Genomic DNA, 13,204 nt, shown 5'->3' on the forward strand with positions numbered 1-13,204 from the left:
CGATCGCGGCTATTTCGCGAGCCAGATCGTACGGTGTCATGCCCTCCGCCCTCGGCAGTCCCAATATACGCCCATGGGATCTAGCGTGACGCTTTGCAGCGCCCATGCGCCAGCGCTCGGCCCCGCGGTCACATGGACAATCGCGTCCGTGTCGAGCTGCCCCGCCAACGATGCGGTCAGCACGAGCAGCCGAACATCGATGTCGCGATAGCCTTCCTGCGCACGCATAGCCTCTGTGGCAGCGTCGACCTGCACCTGACAGGGCTTCACGATCGGCGTGCCGGGGGTGGTGATCGATCCGCCGTCGTCCAGCACAGGCGTACCCGGCCAGCGAACCTCAGAGTCAAAATATGCTCCTAAGCCGGCAGCCGAGAAAGCCATACCGATGTCTGCAAATGCCTGCTCAATGCTCATGCCGGGATTCCCCAGCTGGAACGGATGTGGTACAAGGTGGCGTCGGACGAATTGAGCCTCGCCCGACGCCTATCAACAGCGAATTGGACCTTCGCCGATGACCGACAAGCCCCTACCATCGCCTGAACTCCTGCGTAAGCTGCTGCGGTACGAGCCGGAGACGGGAAAATTGTACTGGATGCCGCGCCCTCCCTCTATGTACGAGGGAAAGCGCAGACGCCCAGCCCAACTGGCGGCAACTTGGAACACTCAATTCGCCGGCACAGAAGCGCTGGCTTATCTGACGAATGGCTATCCATATGGTCAGGTTCTGGGGCGGTCGGTTTCTGCTCATCGGGTGATTTGGGCGATGGCGTACGGCGCGTGGGCGACTGGCGTCATAGATCATATTAACGGGATCACGACGGATAATAGACTTGAGAACCTGCGCGAAGTTACTCATTCGGCCAACATGCAGAACTCCAAGCGGACGGCTCGGAACACCAGTGGCACGATGGGCGTCCATTTCGAAGCGCGGGGACAGCGCTGGATAGCCCGTGTGGTCGTTGATGGCACCAGACGACATATCGGAACTTTTCGCGACAAACAGGACGCTATCACCGCTGTTGTGAACGCAAGACCGGCGCATGGCTATCATCAGAACCACGACCGACCGAACTCGACATAACCGACCAAAAGGGGGCCTCCAGAGTTGCGGTGAAGCATTACAGCAAACTCACGGCCATAGAGAGTAGCGGAATATCCCCCCGTTATGGACCGATTGGCCGCTGCTTCACTTACTGCAACATCAAGGCTGGCAGAGCGGAAACGGGTCACGCCTGCGGGCAGCTGGTCGGCTGCGGTCTTGGCGATCCCAGTAACCCCGTCCAGCGCCATATTGTGGGCGGCAAGGGCGATCTGCCCGGGGATGGCGTCTTCGCCCCATGCCGGGGTGACAATCCGCAGCGCATCCGTCAGCCAGTAGCCGATCGTGTTGTCAGCGACCGCGACGAAGGCGGAATAGCGCGCCTTCAGGTCAGCCGGGGTCGCCGTGGCGACGGGTGCCGGCGTCTGCGCTGCCAGATAGGCGTTGTACGCTACAATGACCGCTGTGTCGTCGACCTCAGGGCCAAGACCCAGCAGGGCGCGCATCTGATCGGGCGTCACTTGGCCACCTCATAGCGAGACGTCCAGCCCGGCCCCTCAGCGTCCTTCACCGGCTCAATGCGGATGATCTGCTGATCCAGTACCCCGACGACGGCCGCGGCAGGATCTGCGTTCTTCTGGTTGGGCACGAACCACAGTTTGCCGCGCGCCGTGCCCGCGATGCCGAGAAACACACCAGGGATCAGGAGCGATGCCTGCGCGCCGTTGTCGACGATCATAGCTGGCGGACCTGATGCAAGGCGGTGCGCTCCCAGCGCCGCCCCTTGTTCGTCCGGACCCGGGCCTTGACCTGTGCCACAACGCCGGTCGCGTCGAACGACAGCGCCTGCCACTGTGATTGCTCCACCAGCGGCCAGTACTGGACGTGCTTGCCCCCTGTCGTGATGCGGGGGATGTGTTCGCCTGAGGTGTCGATGCCGATCCCCATCGCCGCGGCCGCTGCCGACACGCCGATATACTCGATGTCGATGATCTGCTCGTCAGCATCCAGCGCGGTGCCAAAGTTCATGGCATACTCGCCGCTGTCGGACGGGTCGAAGTCCTGATCGTAGCGCTGGACGCCCAGCGGGGCGCCGGCGACGACAACGGTCCGAGCCTGGATGCGCGGGATGGTGGCGATCCGCTGGACAGGCGCGGTGAGGGGGCCGCTCCCAGGCTGTAGATCGCCAGCGAGGATGCCGGTAACGAGGAGGAAGGTCAGCACGGCAGGTTAGACGTAGTAGTGGGCGACGATGCCGGCGACGGTGGAAGCCGTGCCGATCCGCGACGGGCTGATGTTGATGAACGAGCCGTCCGGGATGTTGAAGTAGGTCACGTCGGTCGTGTTGCCGAAGCGCGCGACCAGAGTGCCGCCAGTGCCGATGTAGATGGCGTCGGGGCGCTCTGACAGGTCGGCATCGGCCTCAGTTATCGCGACAGCGCGCTTGAAGGTGCCCAACTTGGCAATGGCGGCGGTGCCGGCCGGATCGGCAACAGGCAGGGGGTTCGCGGCAGACGCATCGGTCGCCGTACCGTCCGCACCGAAAGCGATCTTAGTGCGGGGGTAATGGATGCCACCGATCTCATCCGTCGCGAACGACGTGCCGGACGCGGGTGCCAGAATGTTGTCGGCCATCGTCAATCCTTAGAACAAGGGCCGCTGCACTGGAGTGAAGCGGCCCTGAGGTGTGCGAGGCAGGAAGATTAGCCCTCGCGGTGGAGTTCGATGGCCGAACGGATATCGTCGTTGGTCGCGCCCTCTTCGACTTCGACGCCCTCCGCCCTAGCGATGTCGAGCAACTCGGCCTTGGTCTTACCGGACAGTGCGGGCGGGCTGTCGGGCTTGCTGCCGCCCTTTTCGCCGTCCTCGTCATGGTCGAGCGGACCGGCGCTGATCTTGAGCAGACCGAAGCGCTCCACCTCCGCCACCTGATCGTCATTCAGCGTAACGCCCTTGCGGGTAGCGCCGGCTTCCACGAAGATGTCGCCGACGCCTCGCGCGCCCTTAGCCTCGTTGGTCAGGTCGTACGTCACCATGGTTCAGACTCCATCCACGAAGGTGATGGCCTTGGGGATGCGGTTCTCGTAGCCGCCGATCGACATGATCCCGGGCACCTCCCACGAGAACGGCCCCTTCTGCCACTGCGGGAAGAACTGATGACCGCCACCCGGCAGGTGGAAGCGATGAACCTCCAGCGTGTTGGCGTAAGCCACCAGCCGCTTCGTACCGCCAGCGCCAGCCGTCTCCAGATGGCGCGAGCGCTTGATCGTCAGGTTCGGGATCACCGAGTTCTGGCGAATGTACTCCAACACCGACGATCCGGTGTCGGTCATGCGGCGCGAGGCGAGCCCATTGTACACAGTCGTCGGCAGCGCCAGAGTGGTCGCCTGATAGGTCTCGCCGGTGTTGACCTCGATCGACGTGAGCGCGCTGTTGATCGTCGCGACCGCGGCATCCGGATTGCCGGCAGCCAGCGTGGCGCCAGCGCTGGTGGTTGTGGCCAGCGGGTTGTTCAGGAAGCCGGTCAGATACTTCAGTCCATCGCCGACCATCGCCGTCTTGTGGATGAACCGCTCGGCGGTCTTGGTGGCCGCATCAGCCTTATCCGACAGCGGATTGATGCCGAGCTGCTGACCGCGCTCCATATCACCTCGGTTCCACTTATAGCCGATCGCGGCCATGTGGTTTTCCTGGAGGAACTGAGTACGGCTGGCGTCCGCGTAGGGCATGTCGTCGGCCGCCACGTCGAACCACTCCGGCTTGCCGGCAATGTCGCCCGAGTAGAACAGCGAGCCCGCCGACCAGATTGAGCCCGCCGTATCGACCGGCATGAACTCCGCATAGTCAGCCAGTGGATAGCGGGTCATGTAGACGCCCTGCTCGACCCGCAGAAGCTGCGGCGCGAGGAAGGTGGCAACCTGCTGGGCATCGTTCAGGTCGACGCCGCGGATACCATCGGCGAACGCCACTGCGTTCGGCTGCGCGTCGAGGTGCGCAACCGCCTGCATGACGGAATCAAAGAAGACAGGCTTGGTCATGTAGGCCCCCGTTAGCGGCGCACGATGCGGACAACGCCCGCAGCGGCAATGGTGTCGTCGAACTGCCACCCGGCAGCGGCGGTGTTGCCGCTCGCCGTCGCGGTGACCGCGCCGGCAGCGGTGATGTAGACCTGCGCGCGATCCGTAGTGGCCGTGGTGGACTGCACCCAAAGCTTGCCACGGTTCTTCACGCGCACCGTGTCGCCGGGCGCATAGGCATCGACCGGGCGATCTGCGGTGACGACGAGGAAGCGGTTCGTGAGCGCAAAACCCATCAGGTCCGCCGAGACGGTGAGTGTCACGCCGCGATCGTTGGCGCCCTGGTATACAGGACGGCCGAAAGCACACGCTGGACCGGCCTCCAGTGTGCGGCTGATGATGCTGGAAAGCTCACCATCCGCTTCCATGCCCGGATAGCCGGTCGCGATATCATCGGCGAAGCTGTTCTGAAGCACTGCCATCGTTCGATCCCCTTAAGCGGCGGTGTTGAGGTGGGCGGTCTGCTTGCCAGCCAGCCACGCCTTGCGTGCGGCGGACAGACCGGCAGCGCTGTCGCCGATGATCATAGGCGAGCCGATCGGCGTGACCGTGTTGGCGTCGTCGACCTTGGCGTCCTTCGTCAGCACCGCAAACGAGGCGGCAATCTGATCGGCATTCCAGCCCTTGGCGCTGTCACCCATCTTCGCGTTGACGGTCGTGGCCATGATCTGGCCCTCGTCCATTTCGTCGGTGACAGCGACACCGAGCGCCTTGGCCTTGCCAGCCGAGAGCATCAGCGCCTTGCCCGCATCACGCAGCTGGGCGGGGGTGGGCTTCGCGTCCTTGACGGCCTGCTCCAGCGTGGTGACCTTCGCCTCCAGCGTAGCCTTGTCGGTCGTCAAGGCGGCGACCTGCGTCTCCAGTCCGGACACCTTGGTGTTCGCCGCGTCGCGAGCGGCGAGAATGGTGGTGATGGTCGCCTGCGCCGTGTCGGCATTGGCGATGTCGACGGTGAGGCCGTCGATCAGCATGGTCTTCACGGGCAGTACTCCGTCATTGAAATGGTCCATCTTCATGGTCTTGCCGCCTGAGCCGGGCTCAAGCTCGGCGAGCGCCTTTTCCATCTGCGTCATCATCAACATCTGGCTTTTCTCGCCAGCCGCGCCGGTTGTGGGCGCGGTGCCGTCCATGTGCTTCTTGTGCAGCGCGATGGCTTTCTTCAGCCATGTGGTCGCGCCTTCCACGCTGTCGGAAAGGGACGACAGCGGGACTGACTCGCACGTTGCAGCATCGCGGATCGCGCACGCGGGCCCGGCGCGGCCCTTGTCGACGATTGCAACATGGTTGCCGCGGATGTTGGTCTGCTTGAAAGCGCAACGGACACCGTCCGACGCTACGAAATCACCGTGGACGAGGTCGCACGAATAGCCGTTGCTCAATTCCCGCTTGCCCGCGTCCACCTTCGCGATCGCGTCGGCATCGGTCAGCATCAGGTCGAACGCGAGGTGATCGCCATCGCGGATCGCGCCCATGACGACACCGCCGGCATGATCCTTCCAGTTCGACGCAGTAACAGCCTCGGTCGGGTGATCGTTGGTGATTGGCTTGCCGATGAAGGAATGAACCGACCGCTTGTCGAACACGTCGGCATCGTCCCGCAGGACATTGACGCTCGCCTGATCGCGCAGCCCGTACTTGTTGTCGGGATCTACCTCATGGCCGGCGTACTGATACACACCGGTGCGGGCGGCCTTGGCACGGACGGCCAGATACCCGTCAGCCGTGCGGCGCGGTGCATCCAGGGTAAGTACGTCCGACATGAACATAATCGGACGAATGGCAGGGGTTGCGCAGGGTCGTTACCGCCGTCAGCGGCTGCGTGACCCCACGCGCGTATCGTGTCACCACTGACCAACTATTCTCTTAGCAGCGCGTCGATCATGGCAGGCCACACGAGTAGAGGCGGAGTGTCAGCGTGCGGGCCGTTGACGCTTGCCATCTGGTCTGTAGCGTCTCCAGCCGCGACCATCTCCGCGCTTGGCTCGCGGATCGCCTCAATGACGGCGCGGGCAGGGGTGTAGAAAGAGAATTCGCCATCTGCCCCCAAGTCATCCCACGAAGGCAGATCGTTTGGGTTCACACCCATACGGATACGGCTCTCGATATAATCCTTGTGCAGCGCCCGTGCTGCGCGTTCCAGCGGGGTCACGCTACTCGCCCTCCACACATATGTGCCGGTTCGGAAAGAGCGCGCTCAACACTCCATCCGGCCCGAAGTCGTTCGTAAATGGTGTTGCGGCCCATACCTAGCCGTAGAGCCCAGTCCTTCGCATTCATCGTCTCGCCGTTATAAGTCAGCGGGCGCGAGCGGCGACGGTTGTTCATCTGCTCTTTGGTAGTCGCCCAGCGCACGTTGCCGGGCTCATACCCCTTGTCATTGTCAATTCGGTCGATGCTACAGCCAGCAGGACGCGGCCCGACGTACGCCAAAAAGCGATGATAGCCTTCGGGCCCATGCCAATCGGCCCAAACGGTGATCCCCGCCCCGCCATAGGCTGGGTAGCTGTCGCTGGCCTCGTTATGACAACGCTGCATCATAGCGCTCCAAGACTTGTAAGTCCGATCCCGATAAGCCCCGTGCTTGGTGAAGCGTGATGAGGCTCGGCGAGCATTTTCGCAGCCGCAGCTTACAGTTTTACCGGCTCGGATGTGATGCAAGCCCATCGGCTTGGTAACTCCGCAATCACAGCGAAACAGCCCTCGCCTCATCGTGGGCGAACGCTCGGCCTCTCCTAAGAACGTCAGCTTGCCGAACCGGGTGACACCGTTGAGTAGATCAAGTAGAGGCTTCTGAGCCATGGCGCGGTTCCTTCGCGTTGTGGTCAGGACCGGTTCGGGGCTCCACCCCCGGGTCGGTCCGTCAGCTGAATACTAGCACACTTCTTTCGCGACAACCACATGCGGGAGGAATTCCCGGCAAGTCGTCAGCTTTTGGCGCGACCTGGACGATCTTCCCGTCCACCTCTTTGCCGGCCATAGCTGGATTGTCGGTATAGTAGTGGCCGTCGCGAGCCTGATGGTCTTTCCGCGGGTGTAGCTTGCGACTATGCCGCCACTCCCAGACATCTATGCCAGCTTGTCGCCTACGCTCCGACGCTAGCTGGCTGGTGAGCGAGGATAGCTGGTGCGAGGCTATGCGAATGGACCGATCGCGAGCGAAGCCAGTGGCCTGCCGGATCTCTACCGCGACTTCTCGTGCTGGCTTGCGAGCCGTTAGTCCGGCAAACACCGCATTGGACATCCGCTGGCGCGCCTGCGTGCTTACGTCATCAATAAGATTGATGTTCCATTCCAGCACCTGCTCCAGCGTCTTCGCAACATCTTCTGGGCCCAGCAACGTCGACAGGTCAACCTTGCTCGCCGCCAGCACCGCGCCGATGAACTTGGACCGCATGTACCGCTCAATCCGCAGCACCCAATCACGCAGGGCAGGGCGCAGGGTCAGCACCAGCCGGCTCATCTCGCCTTCGGTCTGGTCGAGGATGCCGGTCAGATCGGCCGGCGCATCGGTGGTCAGCGCGGAAAGGCTGCGCTCGTACTCGGCAATGATCCGCTCGGCAGCGTTAGCCCAGATCGTGACGACCGGCAGGTAGCTGGACCGGTACAGGTCGGTCGCCAGTACGGCAGGGGGCACGATGTCCCGCAGCGTCACGGACTTGCGGCGTGGGTTTGTCGCGCGGCGGGCGAGGGCGGGCAGGTCTATGCGCACGGGTCACGCTCGCAGAGGGCGGGGGCGTCTATCTCCCCGCAAGCCTAGCTTACCCGCTCCACCGGGAGCCGCCCCGGCTTCAACGCATATCCCGCCTCCGGGCCTCTGCTCCATCAGCATACCACAGCAGCCTCAAAGAGCGCCAGTGCGTTCGCCCGCACCGCATCCCATTCCACCCCGCCGATGATCGGCCTCTCGCCGGCACGTACCCAGCGCTGCACCGTCATGACCATCGCCTCTTCAAGCGCGGCCTGCTCGGGCGTCACTTCGCTGCCGTGTGCCAGCGCCCACAGGATGGGAGAACGACCGCCGTAGAACAGCCCGCCAACGATGTGGTGGAACACCTCATGCTCGCGGCAATAGGCAAGGCGGGCAGCCGCCTCTTCATCGTCGCTCGGATCAAGGGGCCAAGTAGCTACCGTCGCGCGGGCAAGATAGCCGCAACGATCTGCGATCTCGTCATAATGAGCCGTGGCATGTGGCTGGGCACCGTACGAACTGCCGTCATCATAGGCCGTGTGGGCACCATCGGCAGTGTACGTGACCGTGGCGTCGTTGATGCGGATCACGCGTCGGCCTCGGTCACCTTGCTCTTCCAGTCGAGGTCCAGCGGCTCGAACAGTTCGGGCCCGAACCGGAGCGCACCAACGAACGGCTTGATCGCGTCCAGATACACGTCGCCAGCATCGTAGGTCAGCGTGACGTGCGGCTGGTACTCTTCATAGTCATGGGAGGCGCCGGCCTCGACCATGGCGCGATGACGCCACGACAGGTCGTCAGAGGCGAAAAGCAGCACCACGGCGCTTTCCCCCAGCCTCTCAATCGCACGCGGCCCGCCGGGCTTGATCGATAGCTCGCCCTTGTCGTTGTCCGCCCACGTCGTGCCCATCTTGATAGGATCGACCGGCGTACGGCTGTAGAGGACAGTTACGTGCATGTCCGACGCGTCGAGGGTCGATTTGAAGCCCTGCGCCTTCGCCCAGCGGATCAACTCGTCTGCGTTCAGGAGCTTGCGCTGGACGTATAGCGAAATTGGCTTCGCATCATTGGCGGCACGGCGCGCGGGGGCAACGCTTCCATCGTCACCCCCGCCGCGGCGCGTAGATGCTGGATCACCTCCTTCCGTTTGGATGGATGACGGATCGATCGGATTGCCGTCTGCATCGATCTCAGGCTCGCGCTCGGCCAAGCCGAAGCGCTCAGCCTCAGGGATCTTTGCCAGGGCGGCACCGAGGCCAGGGATGTACTCCCGTTCCTCAAGCAAGTTCTGGAAGCCTTCAGCAAAGGCGCGATCGGGGATAGCGCCCGTGCCCTGCACCTTCTCGACGGCTTCCATGAGCACCTTGAAGGTGTCGGCATCTTCCTTCTCAGTGGGTGCCCACAGGGGCGCCCATTTCCACGTCACCTTCTCAGGATCGGCGCCGGCGGACTGGATCAGCGTGCGGTCCAGCTGCTCCAAGCACGGCCGCGTCTCAAGCTGTTGCCCGGCGCTGACCGTCTTGGCCCAGTTCTGATCGTCATAGGCGCCGGTCGCGTTCATGCCGGCAGGCGAGCGGCCCATAAGGCGGGTGAAGGGAATGTCGGCAACCGCAGCAACGCGCTGGTCGAACGCATCCATCATAGCGGGAATGCCGGTCCACTGGACTTGATAGTCCGTGATCGTCTCTGCCGGGGTCATACCGTCGCCGCTATCGAAGACTGTAGCGTTGAGGACGCTTTCCCCCATGGCGATTGCGGCCATGCGACGATCAAGTCGCTGCTGCCCGTTGTCGGTCATGGTGTAGTCGGTCAGCTTCGGGATGCCGATGCGCAGCAGCTTGGCCTTGCGCACCAGTGCCGCGAACCAGCCCTGCGCCTGGTCGGAGCGCTCCACGTCACGCCACACGCGGACGAGGCGAGACTGACCCCAGAATAGCTGATCGCCCGACACGCCGTAGCCGGACGGGAGAGGATCGCCGCGAAAGCAGATCACGCGGCTGGGGTGGATCTTGGCCGTGGCCTTTTCGTTCGCCATCGACCACATGCGCGGCGTGCCGTAGGCGGGGTCGGTCAACTCAGTGACGTAATTCTCGCCGGTGAGCTGCCAACGTGACACGACGTTGATCGCCTGAAGTTGGCCCTTGCTGATGTCACCGATGGGCTGATCAGGGTTGCCAGGGGCGGCGAGGATCAGGGCGCCTCCGCCGATACCGCGCAGGGTTTCAGCTTGCTTGACCTTGGCGACCAGCCCCAGCCGGCGCTCTTCCGCCTCGATCGCCTCGATCTGATCCTTGTCCGCTTGCCAGTCGCGCCACTCGCGGACGCGATCGGATGCGGGGATCTCGATTACCTTCTGGAGCAGCCCGCTCGCGAGATAGGCGGCGAACGCTAGCTGAGGGGCAAACAGGTGCGACATCGCACTCTGCTGTTGCTGAAAGGGGTGGACCGTGGCGGCTGATTGGATGGCCGATGTTACGCTATCCAGCATCGCCATGGGATTGCCGCGGCTGTCGAGGATTGCAGAGCCGGCCATGCTGCCGGGGTATGGTCAGGCCATGACGGGTGTTACCGCCGTCAGAAGGCGTCGAGGTTGTAGCGGCCACCCTCAAGGGCGACGACGGAGAAAGCCCGGGAGGTGCTATCCACGTAGTCGTCATGCTTCGCGACGGGGAAGCCTTCCAGCTGGGTACACCAGCGGTCGTTCCAATCGCCCCGCAGGATGTCGACGTTGCCGGCCTCGGCCTGCGCGGAGAATGGACCGAAACGCGTCACCTTGTCGCCCGTCTCAGTCGACGACCGCACGGTGTAGCCGGACAGCATCAAGGTCAGCGCCTTGACCTGGCTCTTGCCGGCCTGCCCGGGGTCCTGCGGCAGCGAGATGACGACCTTGGTCCCGTCCGCGCTGGCGGTGTTGGCGATGAACCGCTCGACCCCAGCCGGCGTCTCCTGCACGCTGCGGCTGTCGACGACGATGTACCGGCCGTCAGGCATGCGCCCGATCTTCGTCGCGCTGCTGGCGTCGGGATCGGGATTGTCTGGCGTCGGCGGGGTGGCGGCGAGATCGTAGCCGCGCCCGAACACCGTCCCAGCAGGTACAGCATCGACGACGCGACACCACGATCGCTGAAAATATAGCCCCGCCGCAGGCCGGATCTTCCAGTTTCCGCCCAGCAGCCGTTCACGCTCGACCATGGGCAATGCCAGCAGCGACGCCATGTAACCGGGGTCAGCCGCCATCAGCGCCTTGTTGTCGGTCAGCTTCGCCGGGATGAACGTCAGCGATTTCGCCGGGATCGGCACATGCTCGCCGTCCTCGTTGAGCATGGTGTGGATGGCGAGGTCGGCGGGGTCATCCGCCCATTTCAGATCCTCGCCGACACGGACGAACCAGCGCAGTTTGCCAGCTCGTTCCGGAATCGCCTGCCCCGTCTCTTGGTCGATCCACCAGCCGATCAGGTCTGCAACCCAGCTATCGGCGTCGGGATTGCAGGTCGCTCGGATATAGGGGCGGACCCCGCACATCGATCGATTGCGGCTGACCATGTACCAGAACTGGGTCGGCGTGAAATGCGTCAGCTCGTCAAAATTGATGAGCGGGATCTGCGAGCCCTGCCAGTTGAACCGGGTCTTGTCGTGTTCGAGATGGGCGAAACTGCACGAAGCGCCGCTAGGGAACGACCACGACAGCACATGCTCTTTCGGGTCCGCTCCCATCTGCGGGTACAGCACGGCGCTCTCGTCCCACAGGCCGCCCTCGTTCCGGATCTGCACCGTCGATCGCCGGAACGTGACCGATCCGAAGCCGGGGTTATGGACGTGCCGCAGGGGCTCCATCAGCAGCGCCCATGTCTTGCCGCCCCCTGCCGCACCGCCATAGATCGCGATGTCAGCGGGTGAAGCTAGGAACGTGGTCTGCGGGCCTGCCTGCGGTACGATCGTCTGGCCTGCGACGATCTGCGGGTCAGCCCCTTCCATTGTCAGGCAGCGCGAACACGGCGACAGCAGGGGCGACGGCGGGAAGGTCCTTGCCGTCCTTGCCGGTCAGCTCGCGACGGTTCGTATAGGCGTTGCCCATCTCTTCCGCTGCCTGCTTGTGGAGGTTCGCCGCCAGAGCGAGGTTGCCCTTGCTCTCCGCTAGCGAGGCCATGCGCCACAATGCCCGCAGCCGAGTCGACCGGTGCGCGATCGGAATAGCCGCGGCGTCGTCAATGAACGCCTTTCGGGCGCTTTCGAACATCACCCGCCACTTATCCGACAGCCTCTGCCCTGCCCGCTTGTTGGGGTCATAGGCCTCGACCTGCTGCGGGCTGACCGTAACGCCGTAGTTTGCCTTGACGGACGCGGCGACCTGCGAAGGGGTATCGAACGATGCCAGACCCTGTACGATATGGGCCTTCACGTCGTCGGTCAGCTTGTTCGGTTCGTCAGCCACGATCAAGCCGCCTTCAAGGCGCAGGTGCCACAGGCTCCCGCTATATCGGCCAGCGCGACGGTGGGTCGCTGGTTAGCCGCGGCCACCATATCAGCTACCGACGTTGCTGCTGCGCCGTAGCGGGCGACAACCCCGACGAACTCTTCCACGTCATGGCCGCGAATGGCGAAGCTGGGTCGCCCATCCTGCGTGAACTTGGGCATGCCGTACTGATCCCGCTTCTGTGCGCAGTGATATAGCTCATGTTCGACCAAAGCGCAGAACGACGCATCGTCCATCGTGCTTGCGGCCGCGGCGTGGAAGGTCAGCAGGAAGTCGGGCACGTCACCAAACCACTCTTCGATCTGCTGCATGGCCCGTGCCTTCTGCCACTTCCCCATCGCCATGGGCGGCATAAGCTCGGCCTGGCCGATCACCGTCCGCATGTTCCGGCTGTTGTCGACGTTGGTCCACAGCACTCCAAGCTCGGCATCGGCGAGGTGGGCATGGTCACTGTTGGCCAAGGCGCCCTCAGGATCAATGAAGGTGGTGATGATCCATTCGCGCAAGTCGTCGGCGGGTTCAAACTGCTCATTCACGTCCGCCATGCTCTCAGGTGGCAAAGGCCGGTTCATCGCCGCCCCCTGTGCCGCTTGGGCCAGACGCTGGTCACGACCCCATCCTGGATCATCACCCGACATCCGTTACGGCCTACCACAGTGCCGCAGCCGAATCCTTCTGCCAACTGGACGACAGGGGTGACGATCTCTGCACGGATGGCGTCCATGTCGACGCCGTGGACGCGCTCTAGATATCGAACGATCGCGTGGTCACTTACATGGGGCATGGCTTACCTCCGTTAGCGGCTGGAGCGTCAGGGGTTACCGCCGCCATGATGCAGCCATTGCGGGTACGGCGCTTGGGCATGCGGCACTCGGCACCGGACATGGCCACCCACTTGAGGTGGAGGTCGGTGCGTCCACCGTACA

Annotated in this window: 18 protein-coding genes; 1 reads left to right on the forward strand and 17 read right to left on the reverse strand. The window is 63.5% G+C overall.

Annotated elements, in window-relative coordinates:
- Positions 1-36: 36 nt before the first annotated feature.
- A complete protein-coding gene (locus tag ABC319_RS02515) occupies positions 37-414 on the reverse strand; it encodes a hypothetical protein (RefSeq protein WP_413068719.1) in 378 nt (125 codons plus the stop codon).
- Positions 415-511: 97 nt separating this feature from the next.
- On the opposite strand from ABC319_RS02515, the gene ABC319_RS02520 reads away from it, so the two are divergent.
- Positions 512-1,081 carry an HNH endonuclease signature motif containing protein gene (locus ABC319_RS02520; RefSeq protein WP_413068720.1) on the forward strand — a complete coding sequence of 190 codons (570 nt, stop codon included), beginning with the start codon at positions 512-514 and terminating at the stop codon, positions 1,079-1,081.
- Here the strand turns inward: ABC319_RS02520 and ABC319_RS02525 are convergent.
- The 16 genes from ABC319_RS02525 to ABC319_RS02600 form a co-directional block, all read right to left on the reverse strand.
- On the reverse strand, positions 1,051-1,560 hold the full coding sequence (locus ABC319_RS02525) for a DUF4054 domain-containing protein (RefSeq protein ID WP_413068721.1): 510 nt from the start codon (positions 1,558-1,560) through the stop codon (positions 1,051-1,053). The two genes, ABC319_RS02520 and ABC319_RS02525, sit on opposite strands and share 31 nt — an antisense overlap.
- A complete protein-coding gene (locus ABC319_RS02530; protein ID WP_413068722.1) occupies positions 1,557-1,778 on the reverse strand; it encodes a hypothetical protein in 222 nt (73 codons plus the stop codon). The genes ABC319_RS02525 and ABC319_RS02530 overlap by 4 nt, the downstream gene beginning before the upstream one ends.
- The gene (locus ABC319_RS02535; protein WP_413068723.1) at positions 1,775-2,263 is read right to left on the reverse strand and encodes a hypothetical protein; all 489 of its coding nucleotides are present in this window, start codon (positions 2,261-2,263) and stop codon (positions 1,775-1,777) included. The genes ABC319_RS02530 and ABC319_RS02535 overlap by 4 nt, the downstream gene beginning before the upstream one ends.
- 6 nt (positions 2,264-2,269) lie before the next feature.
- Positions 2,270-2,674 (reverse strand): spike base protein, RCAP_Rcc01079 family, encoded by a 405-nt coding sequence (locus ABC319_RS02540; RefSeq protein ID WP_413068724.1) that lies wholly within the window; start codon positions 2,672-2,674, stop codon positions 2,270-2,272.
- Between the two features lie 68 nt (positions 2,675-2,742).
- On the reverse strand, positions 2,743-3,075 hold the full coding sequence (locus ABC319_RS02545) for a hypothetical protein (RefSeq protein WP_413068725.1): 333 nt from the start codon (positions 3,073-3,075) through the stop codon (positions 2,743-2,745).
- A 3-nt stretch (positions 3,076-3,078) separates the two neighbouring features.
- Positions 3,079-4,077: a major capsid family protein gene (locus tag ABC319_RS02550; protein WP_413068726.1), complete on the reverse strand. Its 999-nt coding sequence runs from the start codon at positions 4,075-4,077 to the stop codon at positions 3,079-3,081.
- Between the two features lie 11 nt (positions 4,078-4,088).
- Positions 4,089-4,538, reverse strand: coding sequence for a structural cement protein Gp24 (locus ABC319_RS02555; RefSeq protein ID WP_413068727.1), 450 nt, complete (start codon positions 4,536-4,538; stop codon positions 4,089-4,091).
- 12 nt (positions 4,539-4,550) lie between these two features.
- Positions 4,551-5,882 carry a DUF2213 domain-containing protein gene (locus tag ABC319_RS02560; protein ID WP_413068728.1) on the reverse strand — a complete coding sequence of 444 codons (1,332 nt, stop codon included), beginning with the start codon at positions 5,880-5,882 and terminating at the stop codon, positions 4,551-4,553.
- Positions 5,883-5,971: 89 nt separating this feature from the next.
- On the reverse strand, positions 5,972-6,265 hold the full coding sequence (locus ABC319_RS02565; protein WP_413068729.1) for a hypothetical protein: 294 nt from the start codon (positions 6,263-6,265) through the stop codon (positions 5,972-5,974).
- The gene (locus ABC319_RS02570) at positions 6,262-6,915 is read right to left on the reverse strand and encodes a hypothetical protein (RefSeq protein WP_413068730.1); all 654 of its coding nucleotides are present in this window, start codon (positions 6,913-6,915) and stop codon (positions 6,262-6,264) included. Before ABC319_RS02570 ends, ABC319_RS02565 begins: the two co-directional genes overlap by 4 nt.
- Before the next feature lie 61 nt (positions 6,916-6,976).
- Positions 6,977-7,825, reverse strand: a complete 849-nt coding sequence (locus ABC319_RS02575) for a putative phage head morphogenesis protein (RefSeq protein WP_413068731.1) — start codon at positions 7,823-7,825, stop codon at positions 6,977-6,979.
- Positions 7,826-7,938: 113 nt separating this feature from the next.
- On the reverse strand, positions 7,939-8,394 hold the full coding sequence (locus ABC319_RS02580) for a hypothetical protein (protein WP_413068732.1): 456 nt from the start codon (positions 8,392-8,394) through the stop codon (positions 7,939-7,941).
- On the reverse strand, positions 8,391-10,337 hold the full coding sequence (locus ABC319_RS02585) for a phage portal protein (RefSeq protein ID WP_413068733.1): 1,947 nt from the start codon (positions 10,335-10,337) through the stop codon (positions 8,391-8,393). Before ABC319_RS02585 ends, ABC319_RS02580 begins: the two co-directional genes overlap by 4 nt.
- 41 nt (positions 10,338-10,378) lie before the next feature.
- Positions 10,379-11,779, reverse strand: coding sequence for a phage terminase large subunit (gene terL, locus ABC319_RS02590; protein WP_413068734.1), 1,401 nt, complete (start codon positions 11,777-11,779; stop codon positions 10,379-10,381).
- Complete coding sequence (locus ABC319_RS02595; protein ID WP_413068735.1) at positions 11,766-12,236, reverse strand: DUF2280 domain-containing protein; 471 nt, start codon at positions 12,234-12,236, stop codon at positions 11,766-11,768. The genes terL and ABC319_RS02595 overlap by 14 nt, the downstream gene beginning before the upstream one ends.
- 2 nt (positions 12,237-12,238) lie before the next feature.
- On the reverse strand, positions 12,239-12,850 hold the full coding sequence (locus ABC319_RS02600; protein WP_413068736.1) for a putative metallopeptidase: 612 nt from the start codon (positions 12,848-12,850) through the stop codon (positions 12,239-12,241).
- Positions 12,851-13,204: the final 354 nt, after the last annotated feature.

It is taken from the genome of Sphingomonas phoenicis, assembly GCF_047238005.1.
GTDB lineage: Bacteria > Pseudomonadota > Alphaproteobacteria > Sphingomonadales > Sphingomonadaceae > Sphingomonas.